Source organism: Terracoccus sp. 273MFTsu3.1 (assembly GCF_000383675.1).
GTDB lineage: Bacteria > Actinomycetota > Actinomycetes > Actinomycetales > Dermatophilaceae > Terrabacter.
Genome location: NZ_KB911833.1, coordinates 19,010 through 41,722, shown reverse-complemented (window position 1 = coordinate 41,722; position 22,713 = coordinate 19,010). Strand labels below are relative to the sequence as shown.

24 protein-coding genes are annotated in these 22,713 nt (G+C 68.8%); 17 read left to right on the top strand and 7 right to left on the bottom strand.

Annotated features, from left to right (window positions below; all coding sequences use genetic code 11):
* Positions 1–14: 14 nt before the first annotated feature.
* Positions 15–1,373, top strand: a complete 1,359-nt coding sequence (locus H283_RS0123165; protein WP_020145918.1) for a hypothetical protein — start codon at positions 15–17, stop codon at positions 1,371–1,373.
* Positions 1,374–1,521: 148 nt separating this feature from the next.
* Positions 1,522–1,857, top strand: a complete 336-nt coding sequence (locus tag H283_RS0123160) for an Lsr2 family protein (protein WP_020145917.1) — start codon at positions 1,522–1,524, stop codon at positions 1,855–1,857.
* A gap of 182 nt (positions 1,858–2,039) precedes the next feature.
* Here H283_RS0123160 and mobF read toward each other — a convergent pair whose 3' ends face one another.
* Positions 2,040–4,988, bottom strand: a complete 2,949-nt coding sequence (mobF, locus tag H283_RS0123155) for a MobF family relaxase (protein WP_156023417.1) — start codon at positions 4,986–4,988, stop codon at positions 2,040–2,042.
* Positions 4,989–5,392: 404 nt separating this feature from the next.
* Between mobF and H283_RS26280 the strand changes: the two genes are divergently transcribed.
* Complete coding sequence (locus H283_RS26280) at positions 5,393–5,638, top strand: hypothetical protein (RefSeq protein ID WP_020145915.1); 246 nt, start codon at positions 5,393–5,395, stop codon at positions 5,636–5,638.
* A gap of 347 nt (positions 5,639–5,985) precedes the next feature.
* Here the strand turns inward: H283_RS26280 and H283_RS0123140 are convergent, their stop codons facing one another.
* Positions 5,986–6,240, bottom strand: a complete 255-nt coding sequence (locus tag H283_RS0123140) for a signal peptidase I (protein WP_196806062.1) — start codon at positions 6,238–6,240, stop codon at positions 5,986–5,988.
* An 83-nt stretch (positions 6,241–6,323) separates the two neighbouring features.
* On the bottom strand, positions 6,324–7,847 hold the full coding sequence (locus H283_RS0123135; RefSeq protein ID WP_051103726.1) for a hypothetical protein: 1,524 nt from the start codon (positions 7,845–7,847) through the stop codon (positions 6,324–6,326).
* Positions 7,848–8,203: 356 nt separating this feature from the next.
* Between H283_RS0123135 and H283_RS0123130 the strand changes: the two genes are divergently transcribed.
* Positions 8,204–8,614 (top strand): hypothetical protein, encoded by a 411-nt coding sequence (locus H283_RS0123130; protein ID WP_020145911.1) that lies wholly within the window; start codon positions 8,204–8,206, stop codon positions 8,612–8,614.
* A 5-nt stretch (positions 8,615–8,619) separates the two neighbouring features.
* On the top strand, positions 8,620–9,045 hold the full coding sequence (locus H283_RS0123125; protein ID WP_369791906.1) for a hypothetical protein: 426 nt from the start codon (positions 8,620–8,622) through the stop codon (positions 9,043–9,045).
* Here H283_RS0123125 and H283_RS0123120 read toward each other — a convergent pair.
* On the bottom strand, positions 8,985–9,425 hold the full coding sequence (locus H283_RS0123120) for a hypothetical protein (protein ID WP_156023416.1): 441 nt from the start codon (positions 9,423–9,425) through the stop codon (positions 8,985–8,987). The genes H283_RS0123125 and H283_RS0123120 overlap by 61 nt on opposite strands.
* Before the next feature lie 202 nt (positions 9,426–9,627).
* On the opposite strand from H283_RS0123120, the gene H283_RS0123115 reads away from it, so the two are divergent.
* From H283_RS0123115 to H283_RS26270, 6 genes are all read left to right on the top strand, one after another.
* Positions 9,628–10,638: a C40 family peptidase gene (locus H283_RS0123115; RefSeq protein WP_196806061.1), complete on the top strand. Its 1,011-nt coding sequence runs from the start codon at positions 9,628–9,630 to the stop codon at positions 10,636–10,638.
* Positions 10,639–10,747: 109 nt separating this feature from the next.
* Positions 10,748–11,041: a DUF6112 family protein gene (locus H283_RS0123110; protein WP_231372357.1), complete on the top strand. Its 294-nt coding sequence runs from the start codon at positions 10,748–10,750 to the stop codon at positions 11,039–11,041.
* Position 11,042: 1 nt separating this feature from the next.
* Complete coding sequence (locus H283_RS26275; protein WP_043650642.1) at positions 11,043–11,834, top strand: hypothetical protein; 792 nt, start codon at positions 11,043–11,045, stop codon at positions 11,832–11,834.
* Positions 11,831–13,168 (top strand): type IV secretion system protein, encoded by a 1,338-nt coding sequence (locus H283_RS0123100; RefSeq protein ID WP_020145905.1) that lies wholly within the window; start codon positions 11,831–11,833, stop codon positions 13,166–13,168. The genes H283_RS26275 and H283_RS0123100 overlap by 4 nt, the downstream gene beginning before the upstream one ends.
* A gap of 2 nt (positions 13,169–13,170) precedes the next feature.
* A complete protein-coding gene (locus H283_RS0123095; protein ID WP_020145904.1) occupies positions 13,171–14,616 on the top strand; it encodes an SCO6880 family protein in 1,446 nt (481 codons plus the stop codon).
* The gene (locus tag H283_RS26270; RefSeq protein ID WP_081634007.1) at positions 14,616–16,076 is read left to right on the top strand and encodes an ATP-binding protein; all 1,461 of its coding nucleotides are present in this window, start codon (positions 14,616–14,618) and stop codon (positions 16,074–16,076) included. The genes H283_RS0123095 and H283_RS26270 overlap by 1 nt, the downstream gene beginning before the upstream one ends.
* 74 nt (positions 16,077–16,150) lie before the next feature.
* On the opposite strand, the gene H283_RS26265 is transcribed toward H283_RS26270, so the two are convergent.
* Entirely contained in the window at positions 16,151–17,107 is a 957-nt protein-coding gene (locus H283_RS26265) for a M56 family metallopeptidase (protein ID WP_020145902.1), read from the bottom strand.
* A 13-nt stretch (positions 17,108–17,120) separates the two neighbouring features.
* Entirely contained in the window at positions 17,121–17,567 is a 447-nt protein-coding gene (locus H283_RS26260; protein WP_231372356.1) for a BlaI/MecI/CopY family transcriptional regulator, read from the bottom strand.
* A 169-nt stretch (positions 17,568–17,736) separates the two neighbouring features.
* Between H283_RS26260 and H283_RS0123075 the strand changes: the two genes are divergently transcribed.
* From H283_RS0123075 to H283_RS0123060, 4 genes are all read left to right on the top strand, one after another.
* On the top strand, positions 17,737–18,480 hold the full coding sequence (locus tag H283_RS0123075; protein WP_020145900.1) for a DedA family protein: 744 nt from the start codon (positions 17,737–17,739) through the stop codon (positions 18,478–18,480).
* On the top strand, positions 18,477–19,079 hold the full coding sequence (locus H283_RS0123070) for a phosphatase PAP2 family protein (protein ID WP_020145899.1): 603 nt from the start codon (positions 18,477–18,479) through the stop codon (positions 19,077–19,079). The genes H283_RS0123075 and H283_RS0123070 overlap by 4 nt, the downstream gene beginning before the upstream one ends.
* Positions 19,080–19,084: 5 nt before the next feature.
* The gene (locus tag H283_RS0123065; protein ID WP_043650655.1) at positions 19,085–19,708 is read left to right on the top strand and encodes a DedA family protein; all 624 of its coding nucleotides are present in this window, start codon (positions 19,085–19,087) and stop codon (positions 19,706–19,708) included.
* Positions 19,709–20,120: 412 nt separating this feature from the next.
* The gene (locus tag H283_RS0123060) at positions 20,121–20,552 is read left to right on the top strand and encodes a hypothetical protein (RefSeq protein WP_020145897.1); all 432 of its coding nucleotides are present in this window, start codon (positions 20,121–20,123) and stop codon (positions 20,550–20,552) included.
* A gap of 83 nt (positions 20,553–20,635) precedes the next feature.
* Here the strand turns inward: H283_RS0123060 and H283_RS0123055 are convergent, their stop codons facing one another.
* Positions 20,636–20,986 (bottom strand): hypothetical protein, encoded by a 351-nt coding sequence (locus H283_RS0123055; RefSeq protein WP_156023414.1) that lies wholly within the window; start codon positions 20,984–20,986, stop codon positions 20,636–20,638.
* A 174-nt stretch (positions 20,987–21,160) separates the two neighbouring features.
* Between H283_RS0123055 and H283_RS0123050 the strand changes: the two genes are divergently transcribed.
* Together H283_RS0123050 and H283_RS0123045 are read left to right on the top strand one after the other, a co-directional pair.
* A complete protein-coding gene (locus H283_RS0123050) occupies positions 21,161–21,547 on the top strand; it encodes a metalloregulator ArsR/SmtB family transcription factor (protein WP_028785863.1) in 387 nt (128 codons plus the stop codon).
* 155 nt (positions 21,548–21,702) lie between these two features.
* Entirely contained in the window at positions 21,703–22,659 is a 957-nt protein-coding gene (locus tag H283_RS0123045; protein ID WP_020145894.1) for a cation diffusion facilitator family transporter, read from the top strand.
* The last annotated feature ends 54 nt before the right edge of the window (positions 22,660–22,713 follow it).

Genomic DNA, 22,713 nt, shown 5'->3' with positions numbered 1-22,713 from the left:
GTCGATTCCTCCCGGTGGACCGCCGCAATGCCGTCGCGTGGCTGAGCCGTGGCCTCATCACGCCGAGTTCGGTGATGCCGAAGTATCGGCACGATGTCCTCGAGTCGGCCCCCGACCTCCTTCCGCTCGCCTCCGAGGAGGCTGTGGGAGTGCTTGCCTCAAGCGCGCGTTTTCCACTGGCCGTGGAAGTGGACGCCGGCGTTGCGAGACAACTGGACGAATTGGAAACGACGCCGTCCGTCCTCTGGTTTCGAGGCGCCATTCCCGCCACCCGGATCCTCCGGATCCACGTGCCCTCGGCCGCGGATCTGGAGGAGCTTCTGGCGCGGGCGTATCGGGGTTTCGCGTGGACCGAGCTCAAGGCACACGTGAGTCCCGACCTCTTCGAGGCGCGCTCGGTGGTGGAACCACCACCAACCGTCACCCCACTTCCTGACGGGCGGAGGCTGCGGCTGCGTGAGGCCATTTCGGGCGCGCTGGTCTCTGCTGCTTCCGCAGAGCTCATCGATCGGTTTCTCGGAGTCCAGGGCGAGAGCGCCGAAGTCGATGAGCTTGCCCTGCTTGTGGACACGGCACTGTCGTTCGGCCTTGTAGAGGGGGGCGACGACCGGGCCCTTCTGAGTGCCTCTCTCGAGTGCATCTTCGATCAGACCGAGGCCGGCGACCTGGTGGCATCGCAACTTGTTGACCAGCTCGCGCAGAAGGCCGAATCCGCAGGGCAGGAGGCGTTGGCTCCCTACTTCGTGCGCATGCTGCAACTGCTGCACGGTGAGGACGAACTCCGCCCCTTCCATAGACGCGGGGGTCTTCTGACTCCCAAGGCGCTACTGCTCTACCTGCTGCGTCCGGATCCCAAGGCCGTCACCAGATGGTCGGACGAGGGCCTCAACGTGGAGCCGGAGGTGCAGCGCCTTGCACAACTGCTCGCCGGCTTCGGGAGTCGATACGGGGGATTGCCTACCGAGCTGAGAGGAACGGACCATTCAAACGGTCTGATGGACTGGACGGCTGATGGTCTTGTAGATCCGCATCTGGCAGCTCCCGGACACAGCACCCGAGACCTCGTGACAACTGATCTCGGACTCCGGGATGTCGCCAGCCGTTATCGGGAGTCCCTTCAGCGGGAACTCGCTGCAGAGGTTCTGGCTGGCGATAGTGCCCGAGCGCTCCGCATCTCTCAGGCTCTCCTTTGGAACGACTGCCTGACGCTGGCGGTAGTGTCGCGCTCCTTCGAGGCGTCACGCGAAGGCCATGAGATGCGCTTGACGTTTGCGCCGGGCGCCAAGGTCGAGTGGGAATTGATTCCACCAACATTCCTGGACCACTTGGCGGCCACCCACGATGCAGAACTCGCTCGCGCTCTACGTGAATGATGGGCCAGCAGCCGGCGGTCGACTCTGGGCCGACCTCGGTCCCGAAGTCAGTCCTAGGATGGGCCTCCCACCTGCCAAACCATCACCAATCCGGCGAACCGCCATCAGCGCGGTCGGCGACGAGACCGCCTCAGACACAGGAGCAGCAATGGCCCAACGGACCCAGATCATTCTCGAAGATGACATCGACGGCGGCCCAGCCGACGAGACCGTCAGGTTCAGCTTCCGAGGCGACGAGTACGAGATCGACCTCTCGAAGCAGAACGTGGCGCAACTGAGAGACGCCATGGAGCCATTCATGAGGAATGGGCGCAAGGTCTCCGGTCAGCGACGCAGCCGTTCCGACCGGCCCACTTCGACCAACAGTGACAAGGCCGCCGAGCTCCGAGCGATGCGTGAGTGGGCACGCGCGAACGGGCACACCGTCAGTGACAAGGGTCGAGTGAGCCAGTCGATTCAGGATGCCTACCGCGCTGCGCGCTGATGGACCGCGAGCCTCTCACCGGTCAGGGGGCCCACCCAGCTCGGACATCACCACGGAGCCTTCAGCGCGGTGCGCAAGGGCGACGAGTGCCTCGTCACGTAGCTGGTTGTCACGCACTGAAGCCGCGCGGCCGAGTGTCATGCACGGCATGACCCTGGGTCCGACACTGAAGCAGGCCCGCCTCACAACCGTGGCAGAGGGGCGGTGGTCGTGCGTCTCTCTGCGCCACGTCGAGCCCTCCCGAATGCCACGAGCGCGGCGCCCTCCGCCTCGATCCGTGCAGGATTCGTGCCGATGTTCCGTTCTCGAGCGCGAGTCTCAGTTGCACTCAGGTCGACGCCCGACTGCCCCAGCACCTGTTCGAGCACCGCAGCTGGGTCCACTCGTGTGGCTTTCTCATGCCCGGTGGATTCATCGGGGTCATATGCCGTGTCGACATAGAGCATGTTGCTCTCCCGGCCACGCGTGGCCATCACATACAACGGCTCGCGCATCGTCGTCGACGTGACGAACGCATGCGCGGTGTCCACCGTTCGTCCTTGAGCACGGTGCGCTGTCGTGGCGTACCCAAGTTCGACGTGGGCAGAGACGTACTCGACCGGCAGGTGCGCCACTCCCCGACCGGCCTCGCGCCGCAGGCACATCGATCCATCACGTCCAACCCCGGTGACGACCCACTGGTCGCCGTTCTTGACCCAGCCCGCCGAGCCCAGGTCACGCTGGTTCTGGCGCGTCACGACCACGTCCCCCACGCCGATCACTGAGCCGTTCGCGACCGTGACCCCTCCCTCCGCAACCCGTCCTTGAGAAACCGCGTGGGCACGGGCCCGGCGGTTCAGGTCGGCAACGGTCGTCGTATCGGCGGCGACCATCAGCGAGCGCCGGCCAGCCGAGACGTCGTCGGTCCAGTCGGCAAAGAGCTCGTCGAGCATCGACTCGCGGTCGCCACCTCGGACCCTCCCCTGCCGGGCGTACTCTCCCGCGACACCCTTGGCCCCGACCCGCAGCTTGAGCGAGGCCGCGCGCTCCCACTCGTGCCGGAACCGGCGCACATCATGCAGCTCGGGAGCGTCGTCGCGGTCGGTCGCAACCAGCTTGAACGCGCCGCCGGCCGCGACCGGGGACAGCTGCGCCCAGTCCCCGACGAGGAGCACCTTCGCGCCGGCCGTGCGGGCGTATGCCGTCAGCGAGTCGAGCTCGAACGTGCCGGACATGGACGCCTCGTCGACGATCACGAGCTGTCCCGGGCGCAGCCGCCACCGGTCGATGTCGGCGGAGAGTTGGCGCGCTCGGCTCATCAACGCGCGCGTCCGCAGCGACGGACTCGCGCGATCCAACGCAACGCGCAGCCCGTCCAGCTCGGCTAGACGAGACGGCTGACGGGCCGCCTCCGCGAGCCACTTCGCTGTGTTCTCCGTCGGCACCCCGACCGCCTCGGACAGCACCTCCGCGGCCGCCGCCGAGGGCGCCAGCCCCACCACCGACTCCGGCCCGTACTGCGACTCCCACACGGCTCGGACACCCGCCATCGCGGTCGATTTGCCTGCCCCTGCCGGTCCGACGAGCACATCGAGCGCACGCCCGGACGCAACCACACGGCATACGGCAGAGGCCTGTTCACCCGACAGCGGATGGTCCCGACCCGGCAGGTCCACCGCGCACACGGCCGCAGCCTCAGCCTCGCCCACGGCCGGCCCATCGACCGCACGGCCGGCCGCGAGGAGCCGCTCCTCCGCATCGAGCAACGGCTGGGTCGTGAAGGGCTCCGAGTCGCGAGGACGGAACCGCGACGACCCGTCCGAGCGACGCAGCTCGTCCGGGACGTAACCCATATCCGGCGGTGTCAGCACGACCGCATGGCCGATCCCGAGGGCCGCGATCCGCTCCGCCATTATGGTCCGCTCGTCTGGCGACGCGAACCGGACGCCTTGGATCTGACGCAGCGCCTCCGCGAAGACGTTGGCCCGGGTGAACGTCGAGCGCTTGCCCGACACAACGTCGAGGGACACCCGAGCGGCCTCCTCCAGCATCGCCTCGGCAAGGTCCCCGGCGCGCAGCAACGGCAGGTCGTTCCGGCCGGCCAGGGTCGCGACCCACGCCTGCGCGTCGTCCCCGACGAACGGCTGGGCCCTCGCCCGCCAGCTTGCAGCCAGCTCGCCGAGGGCCTTCAGCTCCTTCGGCGGACGGGTCTCCAGCGTGGCGCGCTGACGCATCTGCAGGACCTCCCGCGGCGTCGGCTGCCTCCCGTGGGCGGCGGCGAAGTCCGCGACCAGCACGTCCTTCGCGGCGTCGATCTCCGTCGTGCGCTGCGAGAACTCCGCCCGCAACGCCTCTCCCACGCCGGCGACCTCCCACTTCTCCACCGGAGAGTGGCGGCGCCGTCCGGGCTCCCAGCCGTACCCCAGATCGTGGGTCACGAGGTCCGCGAGGACCCCGTTGTACAGCTCCGACAGACCCACCGACGCCCGGAAGAGCGCCTTGCTATCCAGGGTCCGCCACCGCCCATCCGACACCGCCTGCACCCGGTTGAGGACCACGACATGGGTGTGCAGCTGCGGGTCACCAGCCCGCGAGTCCCAGTGGTCGAAAGCAGCTGCGACGACGCCACGGACGTCCTCCGACACCACGCCGCCACGGCCCGTCCGGGTGGCGAAGACGGTCCGTTCCGCGTAGTCGATGACGAACTCCGTCGCCGCGACGTGCGCGGCATAGATGCGCCGCCGAGTTTCCTCATCGGCCAGACCCCAGGCCACCGACACCGACTTCGGCGCACTGAACGTCAGGTCGAACCCCGCCACCGTCTTCGGCGCCTTCCGCACTCGCTTCAGCGCGTCGACGTATGCCGTCCGCTCGGCTCCCGGGACCCGGCCCAGCGGGCGCCCGGTGACCGGGTCCTGCAGCATCCCGAGCATCCGCCACAGGTGCTCCTGGCTGACCGTCGACCCCTCAGCGATGCCCCGTCCGTCGTCGAGGCCGGCGAGACCGGAGCCCACAAAGCGCCCCGGTGGGGTGCCCGGCTCGCTGTAGTACGCCGCCAGCGGCGACGACGTCGAGCGCGCGGCATCGCCTCGGGCGACGGAGGCCATGAGGTAGCGATACCCTGAGCCCAGCGTCATCCTGCGAATCGACATCGTCACCCGCTGCGAACCCGGCCAACGGGGCACCCGCGGGGCCGCGGCCACCTTGGTGCCAGACGTGTGGAGCGGAAAGGGGCGCAGTCGAGCCGGGGTGCGAATAGGGCTTCGGCGGCGTCAGGCGACATCGGGAGTCGAGTGGTCGAGGCGGAGCTAGGGGCCGATCAAGGGCGGGGAGGCGCGCCGATGGTGGCGACAACGTGCGACATCAGCGTGCCTGGTTGGCGATCGCAGACCGGAAGGGCGCCTGCGCACGGTTTGTAGTCGCCGGCGCCACGGACCCTATGCTCGTGGAGCCGGCGCTCGCTCCCCTGTGCGGGCGTGGCTTCTCCATCTGCGTCACCACCTGAAGTCGGGCGGAGTGATCGAACAGACGTTCGACAGTGCGGGATAATGGGCAGATGGCTGGTGGTTCGGGACGAGGGCATGACCACCCCATCCCGCTGCCGCCGCCGGCCCGCCGCCACTGCTGGGTCACCGGTCCCGAGGCGTCGCGCGGACCCCATCCAGGGCTGATCGTCGAGTGGTCCCGTCGCGACGACGGGTGGTGGGCGTTCGTCACCTATGTCATCGAGGCCGACGCCGCAGTCGTGCAGCAGTGGCTGCCGGCGAAACTGCTGACCCCGACCGTGTCGCACCGACGGTGACCCAATCGCTCCGTCATGCACGTACATCGAAGCGAACGGAAGGATCGCCCATGCGACACCCAGTGGACGCGGGAGCACGCCAACGCCTCCTTGAGGCTCAGCGCGCAGAGACCGAGGCGCTGCGGAAGGTCGAGACGGCTGGCAAGGGCTGTGCTCGGGCCCGAGACCGCCTTGCGGCGGCGGATGCCAAGTTGCTCGAGGCGCAGCGCAGCCTCGTGCATACGTCCGGCGTCACTCGCGCCGCACTGCTGCTCGGCACTGACGAGGCGACCCTACGGCGCGACCTTCGACGTGCCGATCAGGTCGACACCTCGGACACGCCGACTACCGCCTGACAGGCGAGCCGCTCAGACCGACGGCCACCGCACGGTCAACATCACCGAGTCCTCGATGGCGCGCCAGGCGTGCACGACGCCAGGGCCCCACATCACGTAGTCGCCTTGGCGGCTCAGCTCGACCTCACGGTCAGGCAAACGCTGGAGGAAACGTCCGGAGATCAGCAGCATCATCGAGGTGCGGGTCTCGCCCGTGGTCCAGTCGGGGCGCTCCTCCCCCGCAGCATGCGTGCCCCACTTGATCTCCACGTCACTCGTGTTTGCCACGCTGTCAGGAGGCGCGATGAAGTTCCCGACGAGCCACCCACGGTGCGCGGGGCCGTCATCGAACGCGTTGCCAGTAGCGATGCTCACGAGACTCCAATCTGAAAGGCCGGCAGTCTGACTCGCTCCGGATTGAGCTGGGCTAGCCGCTTCAAACCTAAGGCACATGCGACAAGCCCCTCATCCGTCCATTGCGGGTCGTGCAGCAGCGCAGCGAGTCCGTCAGCGTCGGCGCTCGAGTAGCGCAGCAGCCCGGAGGCCTCCCAGTTCGCCTCGATGTCGCCCCCAAAGCGCTGCCAGAAGGTCTCGTCGTGCACGGCGAGAAGGGCGGGGAACTCGAAGCTCCCAGCCACGAGGTTGTACGCGAAGCCGTTGAGGTGCACGTCGAGAGCCGAGGACTCCGTCAGCCAACGCATGGCCGGCGTCATGCGGCTCGGGTGCAGGAGGTCGGCGACCGATGACGGCCCGAGGCTGTTGTCCGTCTCCACCCGCCCAAACAGTTCCTCCTCCATCTCCCGCAGGAGAGTGAGTCGGACGTCTACTTCAGCGGCTGCCTCGTTGGTCGGCTGATGGAAGCACTTAGGGATCACGGCAATACGTCCAGCCCCGTTGAGCACTCTGCTGCTTCGCTGCTGGACGAGTAGGACATAGTCGGCCGGCCGGTTGCCCGAGGCCGGACGAGCAAAAGCCGACAGAGCGAGCGCTCCCCCGACACACTCCCTGGCGCTGGGTTCGAGCACCGCTCGTGCGGTGGGCAACAGCTGCTCTCGGAGTGGAAGCACAGAGGTACCGGCAGCGAGGGCCGTGAGGACCTCAGTCTCGAGCAGGTCCCACGTGAGCGCGTAGCGCGCGAACGTGGTCAAGGCGAACTGCGCTCGTATGCCGTCCCGCTCGGCCTCAATGTCCACGAGCCGATAGGTCGGTTGATCGGAAAAGCGCGTGCCGCCCAACAGGCAGTGCGCCAGACGTGTTTCGGCGACCGCGAGCAGGTCTGGTGAACCCAGCGTCCGCGGAGCCGCGGTACGACGAGCGAACCGGAAGGACGGCACTCCGGTCTTCGGATGGGCGAGGCCCCCCTTCGGGGTGACCAGACTCGTCATCATGTCGCCCTCGGTGGACCGAATACGCACCGCTCCCTCGAGGCCACTCTCGGTGCTGTAGAAGTCCAACAGCCGATCAGCGACCGCCCCTCTGTCGACATGACCCGTCGGCTCGTGGCCATTCAACGCGGCCGAGCGATTGGCAACTGCCGCAAGCGATATACCAGGAGCGGACCCACGCAGTTCGTCGAGGAACTCCAGAGCGGAGTGAAGGTGCGTCGCGCCGTACAGCGCAACCACGGATTCAGCCACCTGGGACGAATCCCCGGCGCCGGCAGAACGAAGCTCAGCGAAGCGTTGGCGTGCATCCTCGGTGGCTCGGCTGAGGAGCGTGTCCAGCGCGGCCTGCATCTCCGTCGTGAGCTTCATGGCTGGGTTCGCGTGCCACTTCGCGACCGTGCGAGCGGCTGAGCCCAGGGTCTCGGCAAAGGACTCGTTCGTCAGCCTCAGGGCCTGCTGGAGACAGACCGCGTCGGCAGGCTGCCAGGTCGGCACCACGACAGACGTCATGAGCTACCACCCGAGCGTCGCGGGACTCGGCTGTTCACCTGAGTGCATCGCGAGTGCATCCGCGGGTCATGGGGCGACGCCTCCCGCGCTGGCTGACTGGATCGCATGAGGACATCACCGCAAGCGGGCCCAAACACGGCCGACGTCAAGGCGATCCGCGTCTCCCGGCGGGCGCATTGTGCGCCGATCTCGACGGACCGCAACTCGTCCGCGTCACCCATGTGGACAACGTGTCGCCTTCTGAGACTTGTCCACAACTGGGTGAGACCGGGCCAGCGCCGGGTGGCGACAAGCGGGACAAATGGTAAGGAGCGGGCTGCTGCAGGGGCCCCGCTGATCTCACGAAGGAGCAGGGCATGACCACTCGCGATGTCAAGGCCGAGCAGCTCGCTGAGAGCCTGCGCCAGTGCGGGCCATTGGCCCGGGAGTCTGATGGAAGAGATGAGCTGTGGCTCACGGTTCAAGACGTGGTCTGCACCCGCAGCACGTGTCACATCGTGCCGATGGGGTCCACCTCCCCCGTGTCGGTGACGCCGGAGCACTCCACCGACGAGCTCCTTGCGGCCATGGAGTGGCTCGTTGCCCACGAGGCTCACGCGAGAGCGATGGCGCCTCGAGAGCTCTTCATCATGCTCCGCGGCGTCGCCACCCGCGGCGCGCTCGGTTCGGCACGCGCAGCGCAGGCCGACGCGCTTCACGGGATGACCCACGTGAGCCCGGGTGAACCGGTCGTGTTCGCCGACCTCGAGATGTCGGAAGTGGCGTGACCAGCATGCAGACCCCCTTCAACGACTGGACGGCGGCTCAGCTCCACCTCACGGCGGAGGAGCTCGCCGACATCAACCTGACCCCCGTCTTCGACCTCTTCATCTCCAGGATCGAGGAAGCCAGACGACGTGGCGCAGCAGACCCACTGACCACGATCACGACCAAGCGCGCCGGCGGAAACTCGCGCGCATGCACCAAGCGGATGCTCGAGCAGCTCGGCTTCACCGCCGCTCAGCGGCGCGCCGTCCACCGGCTCCTCGCCGGCTCCCCTTCGGGGTGGCCCGGACTGCTCCGGCTGTATGCCCTGTCGCAAGACCTCACGTGTGGGCAGCGCCAGTACGCGCGCCGTCAGGTGCAGACGCTGCGCAGTCACGTCGCGTCTCGCAGCTTGGCCAACGCCGGGTGCTCGACGAGTCCGGCGGTGCCGTAGAGCGCAGCGATGCCGGCCACGGCGATCGATGCCATGGCACGACTCGACATGAGCCGAGCGACTCCGTCGCCGTAGTCGAATACCGCATAGCCGTCTTCGACGCACGGCCGGAACCCGACCAGGGATCCCCACCAGAACGAAACCGACTGTCCTGTATCGAGATTGAGCAGAACGCGGCGGTCGGTCAGCAGACCCACCCCTCGCGATTCCCCCGTCCAGCGGGCCCGGTCAGCGTGACGAACCTCGACCGGAACCTGGCGCAGCGCGCGTTCGCCGGGCTCCAGGACGAGGCCCACCGACATGACATCGACATTCAGCGGCGGCGCCAGCCCAGCCAGCTCGAGCGCAAGTTGTCGAGCGTCCGCCCACTCGTCCGACATCACGTGAACGCGACGTGGCCGTGATCTCAGTCGGTTCATACGGCATACCTCCTCGACGAGGACAACTTGCCGCCGAGGGGCACCATCGGCGCACGGCGTGCCGGTAGTGCCCCGATCCCGCGGTTCGCGCAGCATGTCGCTCACTCTTGCAGCCACCGTCGTTGCCGCGGGCGGAGTCGCAGTGCTCGGTGGCCTGGGCGTCGTGACGATCGCCGCCACGCAGAGCGGTGCGCTCCCGTCCCGCCCTCCCGCCTGCGTGTCGAGCGGCCCGGTGCCAGGACTCTCGCCGACCCAGGCGCAGAACGCCCGCACGATCGTCGCGGCTGCCGAACAGCGGGCTGGCAGGGCCGGTGCCCTCATCGCTCTCACGGCTGCTCTGGCCGAGTCGGACTTGCGTGTCCTCGCCAACCCGAATGACCCGACGGGCTCAGCGTTCCCGAGCCAGGGCGTGGGCTTCGACCACGACTCCTTGGGCCTCTTCCAGCAGCGTCCGGGGTGGGGCAGCGCGGCCAAACGCATGGACGCGGCCGAGTCGACTCACCTCTTCGTCGACGCGCTCCTCCGCCTTGAGGACTGGCAGTCCATGACGCCTTGGTATGCCGCCCAGATGGTCCAGCGGTCAGCCTTCACCGGGCGCCCCAGCAGTGCGAACGGTGGCTCGAGCGTCGTCGGAGGCAACTACCAGCGGCAGACCGCACGCTCATCAGCGGTCCTCGCCTTCATCGAACGTGATGCTGCGAACCTCGACTGCGGAGGTGCGCCGCCTGACGCCCTCGCGCCGGGCGGATCCGGCACGCACGGGCTCCCAGCAGGGTTCGGGCTGCCGCCCAACAAATCTCCAGGGGCGCGTGCGGCAGTGGCCTTTGCGCTCGCCCAGCTCGGGAAGCCATACCTATGGGGTGGCAACGGACCTGGGGCCTTCGACTGTTCTGGGCTCACGCAACAGGCGTGGCGCCGCGCCGGGATCTCCATCGGACGCGTCGTCAGCCAGCAGTTGCGCGACGGCACGGCCACGACCTCGGGCGCTCTGGCCCCGGGCGACCTCGTGATGATCCCGGGGTCATCCGGGACGCTCGCTTCCCCCGGCCACGTCGGCATGTACATCGGGCGTGGACTCGTAGTGAATGCTCCTCGAACTGGCGACGTCGTGCGCGTTGTCTCCTACAAGTCCTTTGTCTCGCAGGGCGTTTCAGGTCTTCGGCACATCTCCTGACGTCGCAACCTGGGCCTCATCTGCGGTGCTTCGACCAATAGTGCCCCGACCGGTCCTCTATCGCTGCCATGTGCGGAACCGGTCCGCACGAGCTGCGAAAGGCACCACCATGAAGACTTGGATGATCCCCTCCGTCGACGTCCCACCCAACCAGAACGGCCTCCCCGGCATCGCCGCCATCGAGAAGATCGTCGGCGCGCTGCTCACCTTCGGTCTCATCGCGTCCGTGGCAGGTATCGCCATCTCGGCGATCGCCTGGGCCATCGGTTCGCACTCGTCAAACCCGCACGTGGCCGGCCGCGGCAAGACCGGCGTCCTCGTCTCCGCGGGGGCGGCGATGCTCATCGGCGCGGCGAACACACTCGTGACCTTCTTCAGCGCTGCGGGCTCTGCGGTCCAGTGACATGGACTGGAGAGCTCTCCGCCCGTACCTGGCTGCTGCGAGCGTCGTCGTCCTGCTCTTCGTGGCTGGAGTCGTCGCGCTGTCACACTCAGAGGCGCCCGTCGGTGGCTCGCCTCAGGTCTCGGGCTCGCCGACGCTAGATGCCGCACCGACGCCGGAGTCGTCGACCGCTCAGTCGCCAGCGCCGACCAAGGACCCGGTGGCGACCGAGATCGACCGCCTCCGCGCGGCGGCACGAGTCGCACCAGGGCCGCCGGGGCGACGCATCACCGGCGACTTCTCCCAACAGCCTGACCTGTATGCCGCGGAGTTCGTCCGCCGGCTCCTGACGCAGGACTACCGGACGTCGAGAGCCGAGCATCTCGCCTGGGTGCAGTCTGAGGCCGCTCAGACCTCCGAGCCCCTCGTCGTGGGTCTGGTGCCCAGGGAGCTACGCGACCACCTTGCCGTCTACTCCGTGACGGACGCTACGGGCCAGACCCCGGCTGTCCCGGTGCGGAACGCGTGGACCGCCCTTGGCCTGCAGGACGCGTACACCACCGTCCGCATCGAACGAGTGACTGAACCGCTGGCGTGGAGCACCGCCGTCTCGAGCGGGAGGATCAGCGACCCGGGCGTCACCGGGCGTGAGGTCGCCGCATCTGTCACCCTCCACTACCGGAAGCAGGGGAAGGCCGTGACCTCGACGTCGTCCGTAGCCCTGACGCTCAACGTCGAGGGACCTCCCACGCGAGGCTCGTGGGGCTTCGTCACCGCGGTCACCTACTCGTCCCTGGCGGTGAGCGCATCATGAGCTGCGACGGCATCATGGCCGCCAACCCGATGTGTCTCCTCGGCCAAGCCGCAGCGGGCACCGCCGGGGCTGCGTCCAACGTCGTCGATGGCGCCTTCAGCAGCATCGCCGGCTACTTCGGGCTCGCAGCCCAGAACGCCACCACCTGGCTGTGGCAGCAGATCGGCGAGGCGACCACGCTGGACCTGGCATCGCCGGCTCTGGCGCGGGAGATGACGATCACCGGCGCAATTGCGGCCACCCTCTGTCTGGGACTCTTCATCATTCAGGTGACCTCAGCCGCTCTCCGCGGGCATCCCGTGGCTTTGGGCCGCGCCTTCAGCGGGCTCCTCATCAGTTTCGTCGGGTCCGCGCTCGCCCTGGCAACGACGCGCGTCCTGCTCGGAGCGGTCGACGCCCTCAGCGACGGAGTCGTCCGGTACACGATGGGCACACAGATGGGCGCCCTCGGCGGCAAGCTCTCCTTCGTCGGTCTGGCGCAGATGCAGAACCCTGCCGTCATGATCCTCCTGGCGGTCGTCATCATCGTCGCGGCGGTCGTCGTGTGGGCAGCCATGATGATCCGCAAGCTGATGCTCATCGTGGCAGCGGTGCTCGCCCCATTGGCCTTTGCCGGCGCGACGGCCGACTTCACCCGCGCGTGGGTCCGCCGGTGGATCGAGTTCGTCGCAGCCATGATCGTCTCGAAGCTGCTCCTCGTGATCATCCTGAGCATCGGCGTCGCCGTCCTCAACGGCGCCGGACAGTCAGGCTCCGGCGTGGGTCAGACCGTCACGCAGCTCGCCGGCGGGTCCTTGATCCTGTTGCTGGGTGGGCTGGCTCCCTGGGTGGCGATCCGCATGTTCCACTTCGCCGGCGACACCCTTCACTCGGCACATGCCACGGCCCGGCAGGCCTCGGTCGGCGCGCAGACTCTGGTCAGCGCACCCCAGAAGGTCAGCGCGATCCAGGCCCAGGGACGGGCGCTCGCCTCCGTCGGGTCGTCTGGCCACAGCCGTGGCACCAAGGGCAGCGGCGGTCCGCCGCCGCCTCCCCCGCGCCCGGGATCTGGGCCGGTGGGCCCACCGTCGCCCGGCGTGGGATCCGGCCTTGCCGGTGGTGCCACAGGACCGGCTGGAGCAGCCAGCGGAGGGGGCGCCGCAGCCGCCGCCTCGCTGGCTGCTCCGGCTGCCGCAGTCGCCGGGGTCGCCCTCGGCGCAAAGGCCGTCGCCATGAAGGCCGGCGACGTCGCGACCAACCCGCCTGGGGTCTCCTCGCCCGGCGGCGGCGGCCCTGGCGCCGCTGTCCAGGAAACGCCCATGAAGCAGCCACTCACCCACGGCTCTAGGAGCTGACCATGACCGACGCCACGACCACCCCGATGACCGTCCGATTCGGACGCCTCCCCCGGCGCGGCCTGCTCCTCGGGCTCTCGTCATCCCGCATCCTCTGCCTCTGCGTCGCCGCGCTCGTCTTCGTGCCCGCGATCTTCCTCGGCAGCTCGACCGGCGCGGGGCTGACGGCACCCCTCTGGGGTGGACTCATCGCGCTCGCCTTTGTGCGCTGGCATGGGCGCCCCGCCGTCGAGTCGCTCCCCACGGCAGGGCATTACGCGGTGCGGAAGCTGAACGGTCAGACCAAGTTCCGAGCGCGCCCATCAGCGCCGCGACCAGGCGGCACGCTCGCCCTCCCCGGCGACGCAGCCGCGCTTCGCTTCCTCATCGACGAGGAGTCCGGGGCCGCGATGCTGCACGACCCACACGCTCACACGCTCACCGCGGTCGCTCTGGTACGCCACCCGGCATACGTGCTCCTGTCCAGCGACGAGCAGGCGAGACGCGTACACGGATGGGGTCGAGCGCTGGCCAGCCTGGCCGCGTCCGGGACCGGCTGCCGGCTACAGGTGCTCGAGGTATCGCTACCCGACGCCGGTCGCGGCATCACCGGCTGGTGGGAGGTCAACGGTGTCAAGAAGCCGGGCCAGTGGGCCGTGCAGCAGTACGAGTCCCTCATGAAGACAGCGGCGCCCGCAGCATCGACCCACCGCACGGTTCTCGCGCTCTCGCTCGACCTCCGCAGCGCGCGGGCCCACATCAAGCAGGCCGGGCGAGGACTCCGCGGGGCCGCCGCGTTCCTGCGTCAGGAGATGACGTCCCTTGAGGCGGGGCTCCGCGCGGCCGACCTGTCGCTTGCCACGTGGCTCAACGAGAGCGAGCTCGCGGCGACGCTGCGGGAAGCGTTCGAGCCCGGGCACGACACGGGTGAGGCCGGGACTCAGAAGCTAGCGAGTGCTGGCCCGGTGGCCATGGACGAGGAGTGGGACCACGTCCGCCACGACACGGCATATTCCGCCGTGCTCTGGATCAGCGAGTGGCCGCGCGTCGGCGCGCCGCCGTACTTCCTCCATTCACTGGTCTTCCAGCCGGGGATCCGCAAGACCCTCTCGGTGACGATCCAGCCGATCCCCGCGGACGCCGCGATGCGCGACATCCGGAAGGCCAAGGTGGAGTACGCCACCGAGGCGGCGCAGAAGGCCAAGATCGGCGCCATTGCCGACCTCTCGGACAGCGCCGAGCGCGACGACGTCCTCGAGCGCGAACGCGCCCTCATCAGCGGCCACGCAGACGTAAAGTTCACCGGCCTCATCTCCGTCACCGCGCCCTCACGGGATGAGCTCGAAGCATCGGTCGCGGAGATTTCGCGCGCCGCCATCCAGTGCGGATGCGAGACGCGACGGCTCTACGGGCAGCAGGCGCGAGCATTTGTGTCGGCCTCGCTTCCGCTCGCACGGAAGGTGAGCTGATGCCGACCGCTGGGGTGACAGGGACCTTCTACGCGCCGCAGGGCACCAAGCGTCGACGTGGTCGGCATGAGAAGCCACCGGCTGCTCGCTCGGGTGAAGGGGCACGGGGCAGACGCAATGGTGACGATGACTCGCCGCAGTTCCTTCCTGTCGAGGGAGAGAGCGGTCCTGAGGCTGGGCGGTCCTATCGCCGGCTTCGGCTGCCGGGACACCGCGCCACCTCCGAGGTGGTCGCCGGCGCGTACCCCTTCCTTGCGGAGGGTGGTCTTGGGAGCGAAGGCGTCTACGTCGGGCAGGACGCCTGGTCAGGAGGTGGCTTCTGCTTCGACCCCTGGGTGCTCTATCGCCAGGGCATCATCACGAATCCGAACTGCTTGCTCGCCGGGGTCGTCGGGAAGGGGAAGTCCTGCCTCGCCAAGTCGTTGGCGACTCGGTCGATCGCCTTCGGGCGGCGGGTCTACGTGCCCGGCGACCCGAAGGGTGAATGGTCCGTCGTCGCTAAGGCTGTCGGTGGGGCTGCCATCCAGCTCGGCGGCGGCTCACGCAACCGTCTGAACCCGCTGGACCCCGGGCCGCGCGACCCGGCACTCCCCGACTCCCAGTGGCAGCTACTGGTCGCCAACCGGCGACGCGCGCTTGTCGGTTCGTTGGCTCAGTCGGCGCTCGGGCGGCCTCTGGTGTCTGTTGAGCACACCGCTCTGGACGTTTCGCTGGCCGGTGCTGCCGCGGGGGCGGTCGAACCGACGTTGCCGATGGTCGTCGATCTGCTCTTGGAGCCACAGTCTGCACTTCCCGGCTCAACCGCCGCTGAGCTCGCACGCGACGGGCGCGACCTGGCCCATGCCATGCGTCGTTTGGTCGCGGGTGACCTCAGCGGCCTGTTCGACGGGCCGTCAACCCTCACCTTCGACCCCGCTCTGCCGATGGTCTCGCTGGACCTTTCGCAGATTCAGGGCTCCGATCAGCTCATCGCGATGGTGATGACGTGCGCCTCGGCATGGATGGAGTCGGCGCTGTCCACACCCGACGGAGGGCAGCGATGGGTTATCTACGACGAGGCGTGGCGCCTCATGCGCCAGCCCGCCCTGCTTGCCCGCATGCAGTCCCAATGGAAGCTGTCGCGCGGCCTGGGCATCGCGAACCTTCTCATCGTGCACCGGCTGTCGGACCTTGATGCCGTGGGCAACGCTGGCTCGGAGTCACGTGCGCTCGCTCGAGGTCTGCTCGGCGACTGCTCAACGAAGATCGTCTACCAGCAGGAGGTCAGCGAAGCACCCCAAACGGCACTCGAGCTCGGGCTGTCATCGGCGGAGCGCGCCCAACTCCCGGATCTCCAACGCGGCGAAGGGCTCTGGCGTGTTGGCCAGAGGGCATTCGTAGTACGGCACATGGCGACGGACGACGAGCTAAAGCTGTTCGACACCAACTCGCGCATGGAGCTCTCGAGGTCGACTAGATGAGTCCCGCGCGCGCCTACCTCAGACGTTCGTGATCTACCGGATCTGCCGATGAGCGCGCGTTGCCGATGGCGTCGCTAGAGGCACGAGGTCGCCGAGGCAGGCGCACACCGGGCATGTGCGCGCTCGAAGTGTGACTCCGCCGCCAACCCGATGCCCAGCGCACTCAGGGCCGGTGACAACGCCAGCACAGCGAGAGCCGCCGCGAGCAGCCGTCGCGGTCGGGGCGCTGGAAGCAGCATGGCGCGCGCCCTGGCCGCGATGGGAGATCCGTCGAGCTGGAGTACCGCACCGGCCGCAGCATTGTCGCGCTGCTGGCTGGTGGTGCGGGCTAGTGCCGCCTGCGCCAGGGCCTGAGCCACAGCGCGGCGATCTCCGACGTGCGTGGCCGCAGTCTCGTCGGCCCACCGCTCAACGGCCTCTCGCACAACATCGACAGCAGGGCGCAACAGCGGATTCGCGGCTGCAGACAGTTCCACGGCTTGGATGTAGAGCTGGTGGTGGCCGGCCAGGTGGGCGTCCTCGTGCGCGAGCAGGACGCGTCGCTGGCTCGGCGTCAATGCGCGCAGCATCCCGGTCGACACGACGGCACGGCCGGGGAGCCCGGGCAGGCCCTGGACGGCGTACGCGTCGGGCCGGTCGTCGTCGACGACGACAAGGCGGTCGGCAGCGGGGAGCCGGCGGGAGGCCAGGCTGGCGTCGGTCATGGATCGTCCGGCGACGATGAACCGCCGCACCGCGGCGCCCGCGAGCCAGGCCACGACGACACCCGCGCCGGCACCCAGCCACAGTGGGGGCGTGCCGACCGCGACGTCGGGCGACCACAGGGCGGCGCGAGCCACGGCGGGGATCGCTGCTGCGGCGGCGAAAGCGGCCACGGCAAGCACGAACCCGGTGGCCGCGGCGGTGAGGAAGCTCGCGGTGGTGACGATGACGACGGTGGCCGCCGGCGGCAGCAGAGACGCGATGTGCCGGGCGCGGCGTACGAGGAGCGTCCCGAAGACAAGGGGCATGAGCCAGAGCAAGATGGTCACCTCCGGGTTCGCCTCAGTCTCCCGCGGACTGGCCGACGGCGTCGGGCCGGATGTCAGGGGCCGTAGGTGATCCGGATAGCAGGCCGGTCAGCAGCGCCTCGTCCTCGCTGGACAGGTCAGCCACGAACCGGGCCAGGACCCCGGCGCGGTCTGCCTCGGCCTCGAGGAGCCGGTGCATCCGATGCGCCGTCAGCGACGCCTCGACATCCTCGACCCGGGTCGCCAGCTCGTATGCGAAAGCGCGGCCGCGCTTCTCGCGCCGCAACACACCCTTGTCGTGCAGCCGAGCCAGGGTGGTCATCACGGTCGTGTAGGCCAGGTTCGGGCCGAGCTGGGCGTGCACCTCGGCCGTCGACACCGGGGCGGTGGCCGCAGCCACGGTCGCGAGGACCTCCCGCTCGAGACCGCCCCGGGCGCGGGCGCCACGCTCACCGGACGTCATGGACTTGCCTTTCGTCATCGTTACTACTACAAAGAAGATAGTAGATGATCGTGGTCCACCACCATGATGCCCCCGCGCTGACGGTCTCGCCGAATCGTCATACACCGCCGGCCAGCCTGCATGGGCCGGTCCAGCTCGCCCGCGTCGCTCCGCGTTCGCTGGTTCTTGACCTTCGAGGAGACTGCACGTGCATCCCGCTGCCATCGGCTGGCTCGACCCCACCACGCTTCTGACCCAGTTCGGCGGCGCCTTCCTGTGGATCAGCATCGCCTTCGTCTTCATCGAGTGCGGACTGCTCTTCCCGTTCCTGCCCGGCGACTCCCTGCTGTTCGCGACCGGCCTGTTCATCGCCAACGGCCACCTGCACCTGCCGCTCGCCGTCGTACTGCCCGCCCTGTTCCTGGCGGCCATCGCCGGCAACGCCGCCGGCTACGAGATCGGCCGTGCGGCAGGGCCGGCCGTGTACCGGCGCGACCACCGATTCCTGAAACGCGAGCACCTGGACCGCTCCCACGCCTTCTTCGAACGACACGGCAGCAAGGCCCTCGTCCTAGGCCGGTTCGTGCCCATCGTCCGGACCTTCATCACCGTCGCAGCTGGTGCCAGCCGCATGAGCCGGCGCCACTTCCTGACCTGGTCCGCCGTCGGCGCCGCGATCTGGGTCACCGCCCTCACCCTGCTGGGCTACTACATCGGACGCGCCTTCCCCGGCCTCCAGAACCGCATCGACCTGCTCGTCGTCGGCCTCGTCGTCCTCTCCCTCGTCCCCGTGGCGATCGAGTGGCTCCGGCACCGCCGAGACCGCAACCCCCAAAGCGACCCACCTCAGGCCAACACCAACCCAACCGCAGCCCAAAGCGACGCCGGGACCCGGCTCGCGAGGCACGCCGACTACGCCGGCCAGCCCGACCAGACCGGAGCACCCCAGTGACCGCACCCACAGACGCGAACCAGACGCTCTTCAGCGACGTCAACGACCTGGCCCGCCACACCCCGTGGCTACACGGCCTCGGCGCCGGCTACGCCACCTACGGCGTCGTCCTCTTCGGCGCCCTGATCCTGCTCGCCGTCTGGCAGGCCCGGCACGCCTCGCACGCGAAGCTTGCCGCCGCCCTCTGGGCCGGCATCGCGACCGTCCTGGCCGTCGGGGTCAACCAGCCCTTCGTCTCCCTGGTGGCCGAGCCGCGCCCGTACCAGACCCACCCGGGCATGCTCGTGCTTGTCTCCCGCAGCACCGACTGGTCCTTCCCCTCCGACCACTCCGTCATGGCCGGCGCCTGCGCCGTCGGGCTGCTCATCGCCTCACGACGCCTCGGCGCTATCGCCTCGGTCGCGGCCCTGCTCATGGCCGGCGCACGTGTCTACGTCGGCGCGCACTACCCCCTCGACGTCCTCGCCGGCCTCATCCTGGGCGCGGTCGTCGCCGGCGCTGGCTGGCTGGTCCTGCGCAGGCCGCTCGTGCTCGGCGTCTCCCGGCTGCGACAGCTCTCGCCGGTCCGGGCATGGTGCGAGCCCCGGCCGGGTATCTGACCCGCATGCTCAGCAATCGCGTCGACCAGCTCCTCAATGCACCCGCGTTGTGGGTGCTGGTCGTCGTCGGTGCCATCGTCTTCGCCGAGGACGCGCTCTTCGTCGGGTTCATCCTGCCCGGTGAGACCGTCGCCATCCTCGGCGGCGTCGCCGCCAACCGCGGTCACGTCTCCTTCTGGCTCGTCCTGGCCGTCGTCATCGCCGCCGCCGTCATCGGCGACTCCGTCGGCTTCGAGGTCGGCCGCACCCTCGGCCCGCGCATCCTGAGCATGCGGGTCCTGCAACGCCACGCCGGCCGCCTCGACGACGCCCGCAACTTCCTCTCCCGCCGCGGCGGATGGGCCGTCCTCCTCGGGCGCTGGGTCGCCTTCTTCCGCGCCGTCATGCCGGCCCTGGCGGGCACCTCCGGCATGAAGTACCGCACCTTCCTGACCTTCAACCTCGCCGGCGGCGTCCTCTGGGGCAGCGCCGTAGTCACAGCCGGCTACCTCGCAGGCGCTTCCTACACCCGCGTCGAGCAGGCCATCGGCAAGGACTCCGCCCTCATCGTCCTCGCCATCGTCATCGTCGCCCTCGCGGTGTGGCACCTGCGCCGCAAGCGCGCCGAACGCTCCACCGCGAACAACTAGAGAAAGCGCTGTCTTCCCGCGCTCACCACCCACGTCCGACCATGCCGCAGGTAGCTCATCACCCCAGATCCGGTCCCACTGGCCCTAGGGTCTGGGCATGAGGTCGAGGACACGACAGCTCCGGCTTGCGGGCTGGGTCATTGCTGCAGCCCTTGTCCTCGGCGGGTGTCCGGCAGGGAGCGCGTCTCAGGACGCCTGCGCCCAGCCGACGGCAGGTCAACCGGCGGCCGATCAGTGCGACGACACAGGCGGCGGCCCGGTACTCGCGCCGTGACGGACACCGGCCGACGAACGTCCGCAACTGCCGCAGGTCGTGCGCCGCATGAGGTGCCCATTGAGACTCTGTCCTCTCCGGCCGTGACACCATCGTCTTGGCGACTGCCATGTGGGCAGGGACGAGTAGGGGTTCAGGATGAACGTTCGGCGGCAGAAGGTCCTGTCGTTATTCGGCGCGCTCGTGCTCGCCAACCTCGCGCTCGTCGGCTTGCTTGCCAAAGCAGTCACACCCCATGAGTCCGTGTCCACCCTCAACCACACCGTCACCTTCACGGATGAGCAGGTGTCGGCCCTCCGGAGCGGGCAGTCGGTGCGGGTCGCGGTCGATAGGCACGATCGCTCCGTTCGGCTTGAGTCCTACACGCGCGTGTCGCCGGTAGAAATATCCTGCGTCGTTCCGAAGGATGATGACGACTATGTCGTCGACCGCTGCGCGACGCCCCAGGACTCGTGGCTCGGTGTAGCCATCTTCGTTTTGGCGGACGTGGTTCTACTCTTGATCTGGCTGGTTCTGAGACGCCCCAGGCCTTTGGAGCTCTGGCGGCCGTCGCACCCTGCGCAACGTTGAGTCGGGCGAGCACAGCACGCTCATGCCGCCGAGCGCGAAGCCATGATCTCGGTCGATCGCCCCTAATCCCGCCTCGACAGCTGTCACGGTGGGCCGTACCGCTCCCAAAGTTCGTCACGAGCTCTGCCTTTGAGGGGCTTCGCGTCAAACACGCCGCCGCTGTCGTATCCACTCTCAAACTTGCCTTGCTCTAGCTCCTCGACGGTGTACCACTCGGGCCCGAGGTCCTCCTCGGGTGGAGAGGAGCGCCCGTCCGGCCAGCAGACCCTGCAGAACAGCCGTTCGTGGCGTTCGCGGCCGAACGGCCAGTAGCGGAAGTGCTCCACTTGAGTGACGAGGTGGGCTTCCACTTTGCCGTTTCTTCTGAGTTCCCAAACGGCGTCACGGTAGGGATCCAGTCTCGGATCGCGGGGCCCGGGATCTTCCGAGGACATGAGGTCTTGTCTACATGACCTGGGAGTCGCAAGTACGGCACCACGTCCTCAACTGCCGCTGACCGTGCGCCCTCGTGCCGAAGAGCTGACGCCTGGGTCATCGACCGCGTGCTGGCGTCAGTCCGTAGCCCAAGCGTCGTCGAGGGCTGGCCGCGCGAGCGCTAGAATCTGCGCATGGATGCAGATATGCAAGATGCCGGCCTGCCGGATGAGCAGGTCGAGCTGGCGGTCGAGATCTTCCGGATGCTCGCGGACGGCACCCGCATCCGGCTCCTGTGGGAGCTGCGGGAGTCCGAGTGTTCGGTGAACCAGCTCGCCGAGGCCGTGGGCAAGCCGGCGCCGGCGGTATCTCAGCACTTGGCCAAGCTGCGGATGGCACGCATGGTTCGAACCCGGCGCGAGGGCAACCAGGTGTTCTACCGGGTCGAGAACGACCATGTGGCGAGCCTGGTGCGCGATGCGATCCACAACGCCGAGCACGCATCCGACGGCATCCCAGCGCACCACCAGTCCACCGGCTCGACCATCACCGCGATCACCGGAAGTGGGCAGCGTCGATGAGCGCCTCTGAGCACCACCACCAGGCACGGGCCCATGACGGCCCAGATGACCACGAGCGCCACTACCGCAGTCCCGGGCTGAATCACGCGCGCGACCACGCTCATGAGCGCAACAGCGGAAGCCATGACTCTGACGGACACGTCCACGGGAGCGGCGTGTGGGCCCGGCTCCGCCACGCGGTACGGCCGCACTCGCACGACGCTGCGGACTCGATCGACTCGGCGCTCGAGTCGAGCGGGCGCGGGATCCGGGCCGTCGAGATCAGCCTCGTCGTGCTCGGGGTCACCGCCCTCGCCCAGCTCGCCGTCGTGTACGTCTCGGGGTCGGTGGCGCTGCTGGCCGACACCATCCACAACTTCTCGGACGCGTTGACCGCCGTGCCGCTCTGGATCGCTTTCGCCCTGGGACGACGTGCGGCGACCCGGCGCTACACCTACGGTTACGGCCGCGCCGAGGACCTCGCCGGCCTGTTCGTCATCGCCATGATCGCGCTGTCAGCCGTGATCGCCGGCTGGGAGGCCGTCAGCCGGCTGCTGCACCCCGCCCCGGTGGACAACCTCGGCTGGGTCGCCATCGCTGGCTTCGTCGGCTTCCTCGGCAACGAGGCGGTGGCTCTCTTCCGGATCCGTGAGGGACGGGCCATCGGCTCGGCCGCCCTCGTCGCCGACGGCCACCACGCGCGCACTGACGGGCTGACGTCCCTCGCGGTGCTCGTGGGCGCCGCCGGCGTGGCGGTCGGGTGGACCTGGGTCGACCCCGTCGTCGGCCTCGTCATCACCGTCGCGATCGTGATGGTGCTGCGCACCGCGGCCCGTGACGTGTTCCGGCGCCTCATGGACGGTATCGAGCCCGAGCTCGTCGAAGCCGCCGAGACGACGCTCGCGGATGTCCCGGGCGTCACGGGCGTGCGCAGCGTGCGGATGCGGTGGATCGGCCACGAGATCCGCGCCGAGGCCGAGCTCGATGTCGAGGCCAGCACGAGCCTCCTTGAGGCCCACGCCGTGGCTCATCGCGCCGAAGCGGAGCTCGTGCGGACGACCCAGAAACTCCGGTCTGCGGTGGTGCACGCCTACCCGGCCCACCACGCGGAGCACGCCGTGCCCCTCGCCTAGCTTCCGGCGGTCCCGACCTCGGCAAACCCCGTCCCGCCGTCCTGCGGGGTGGGC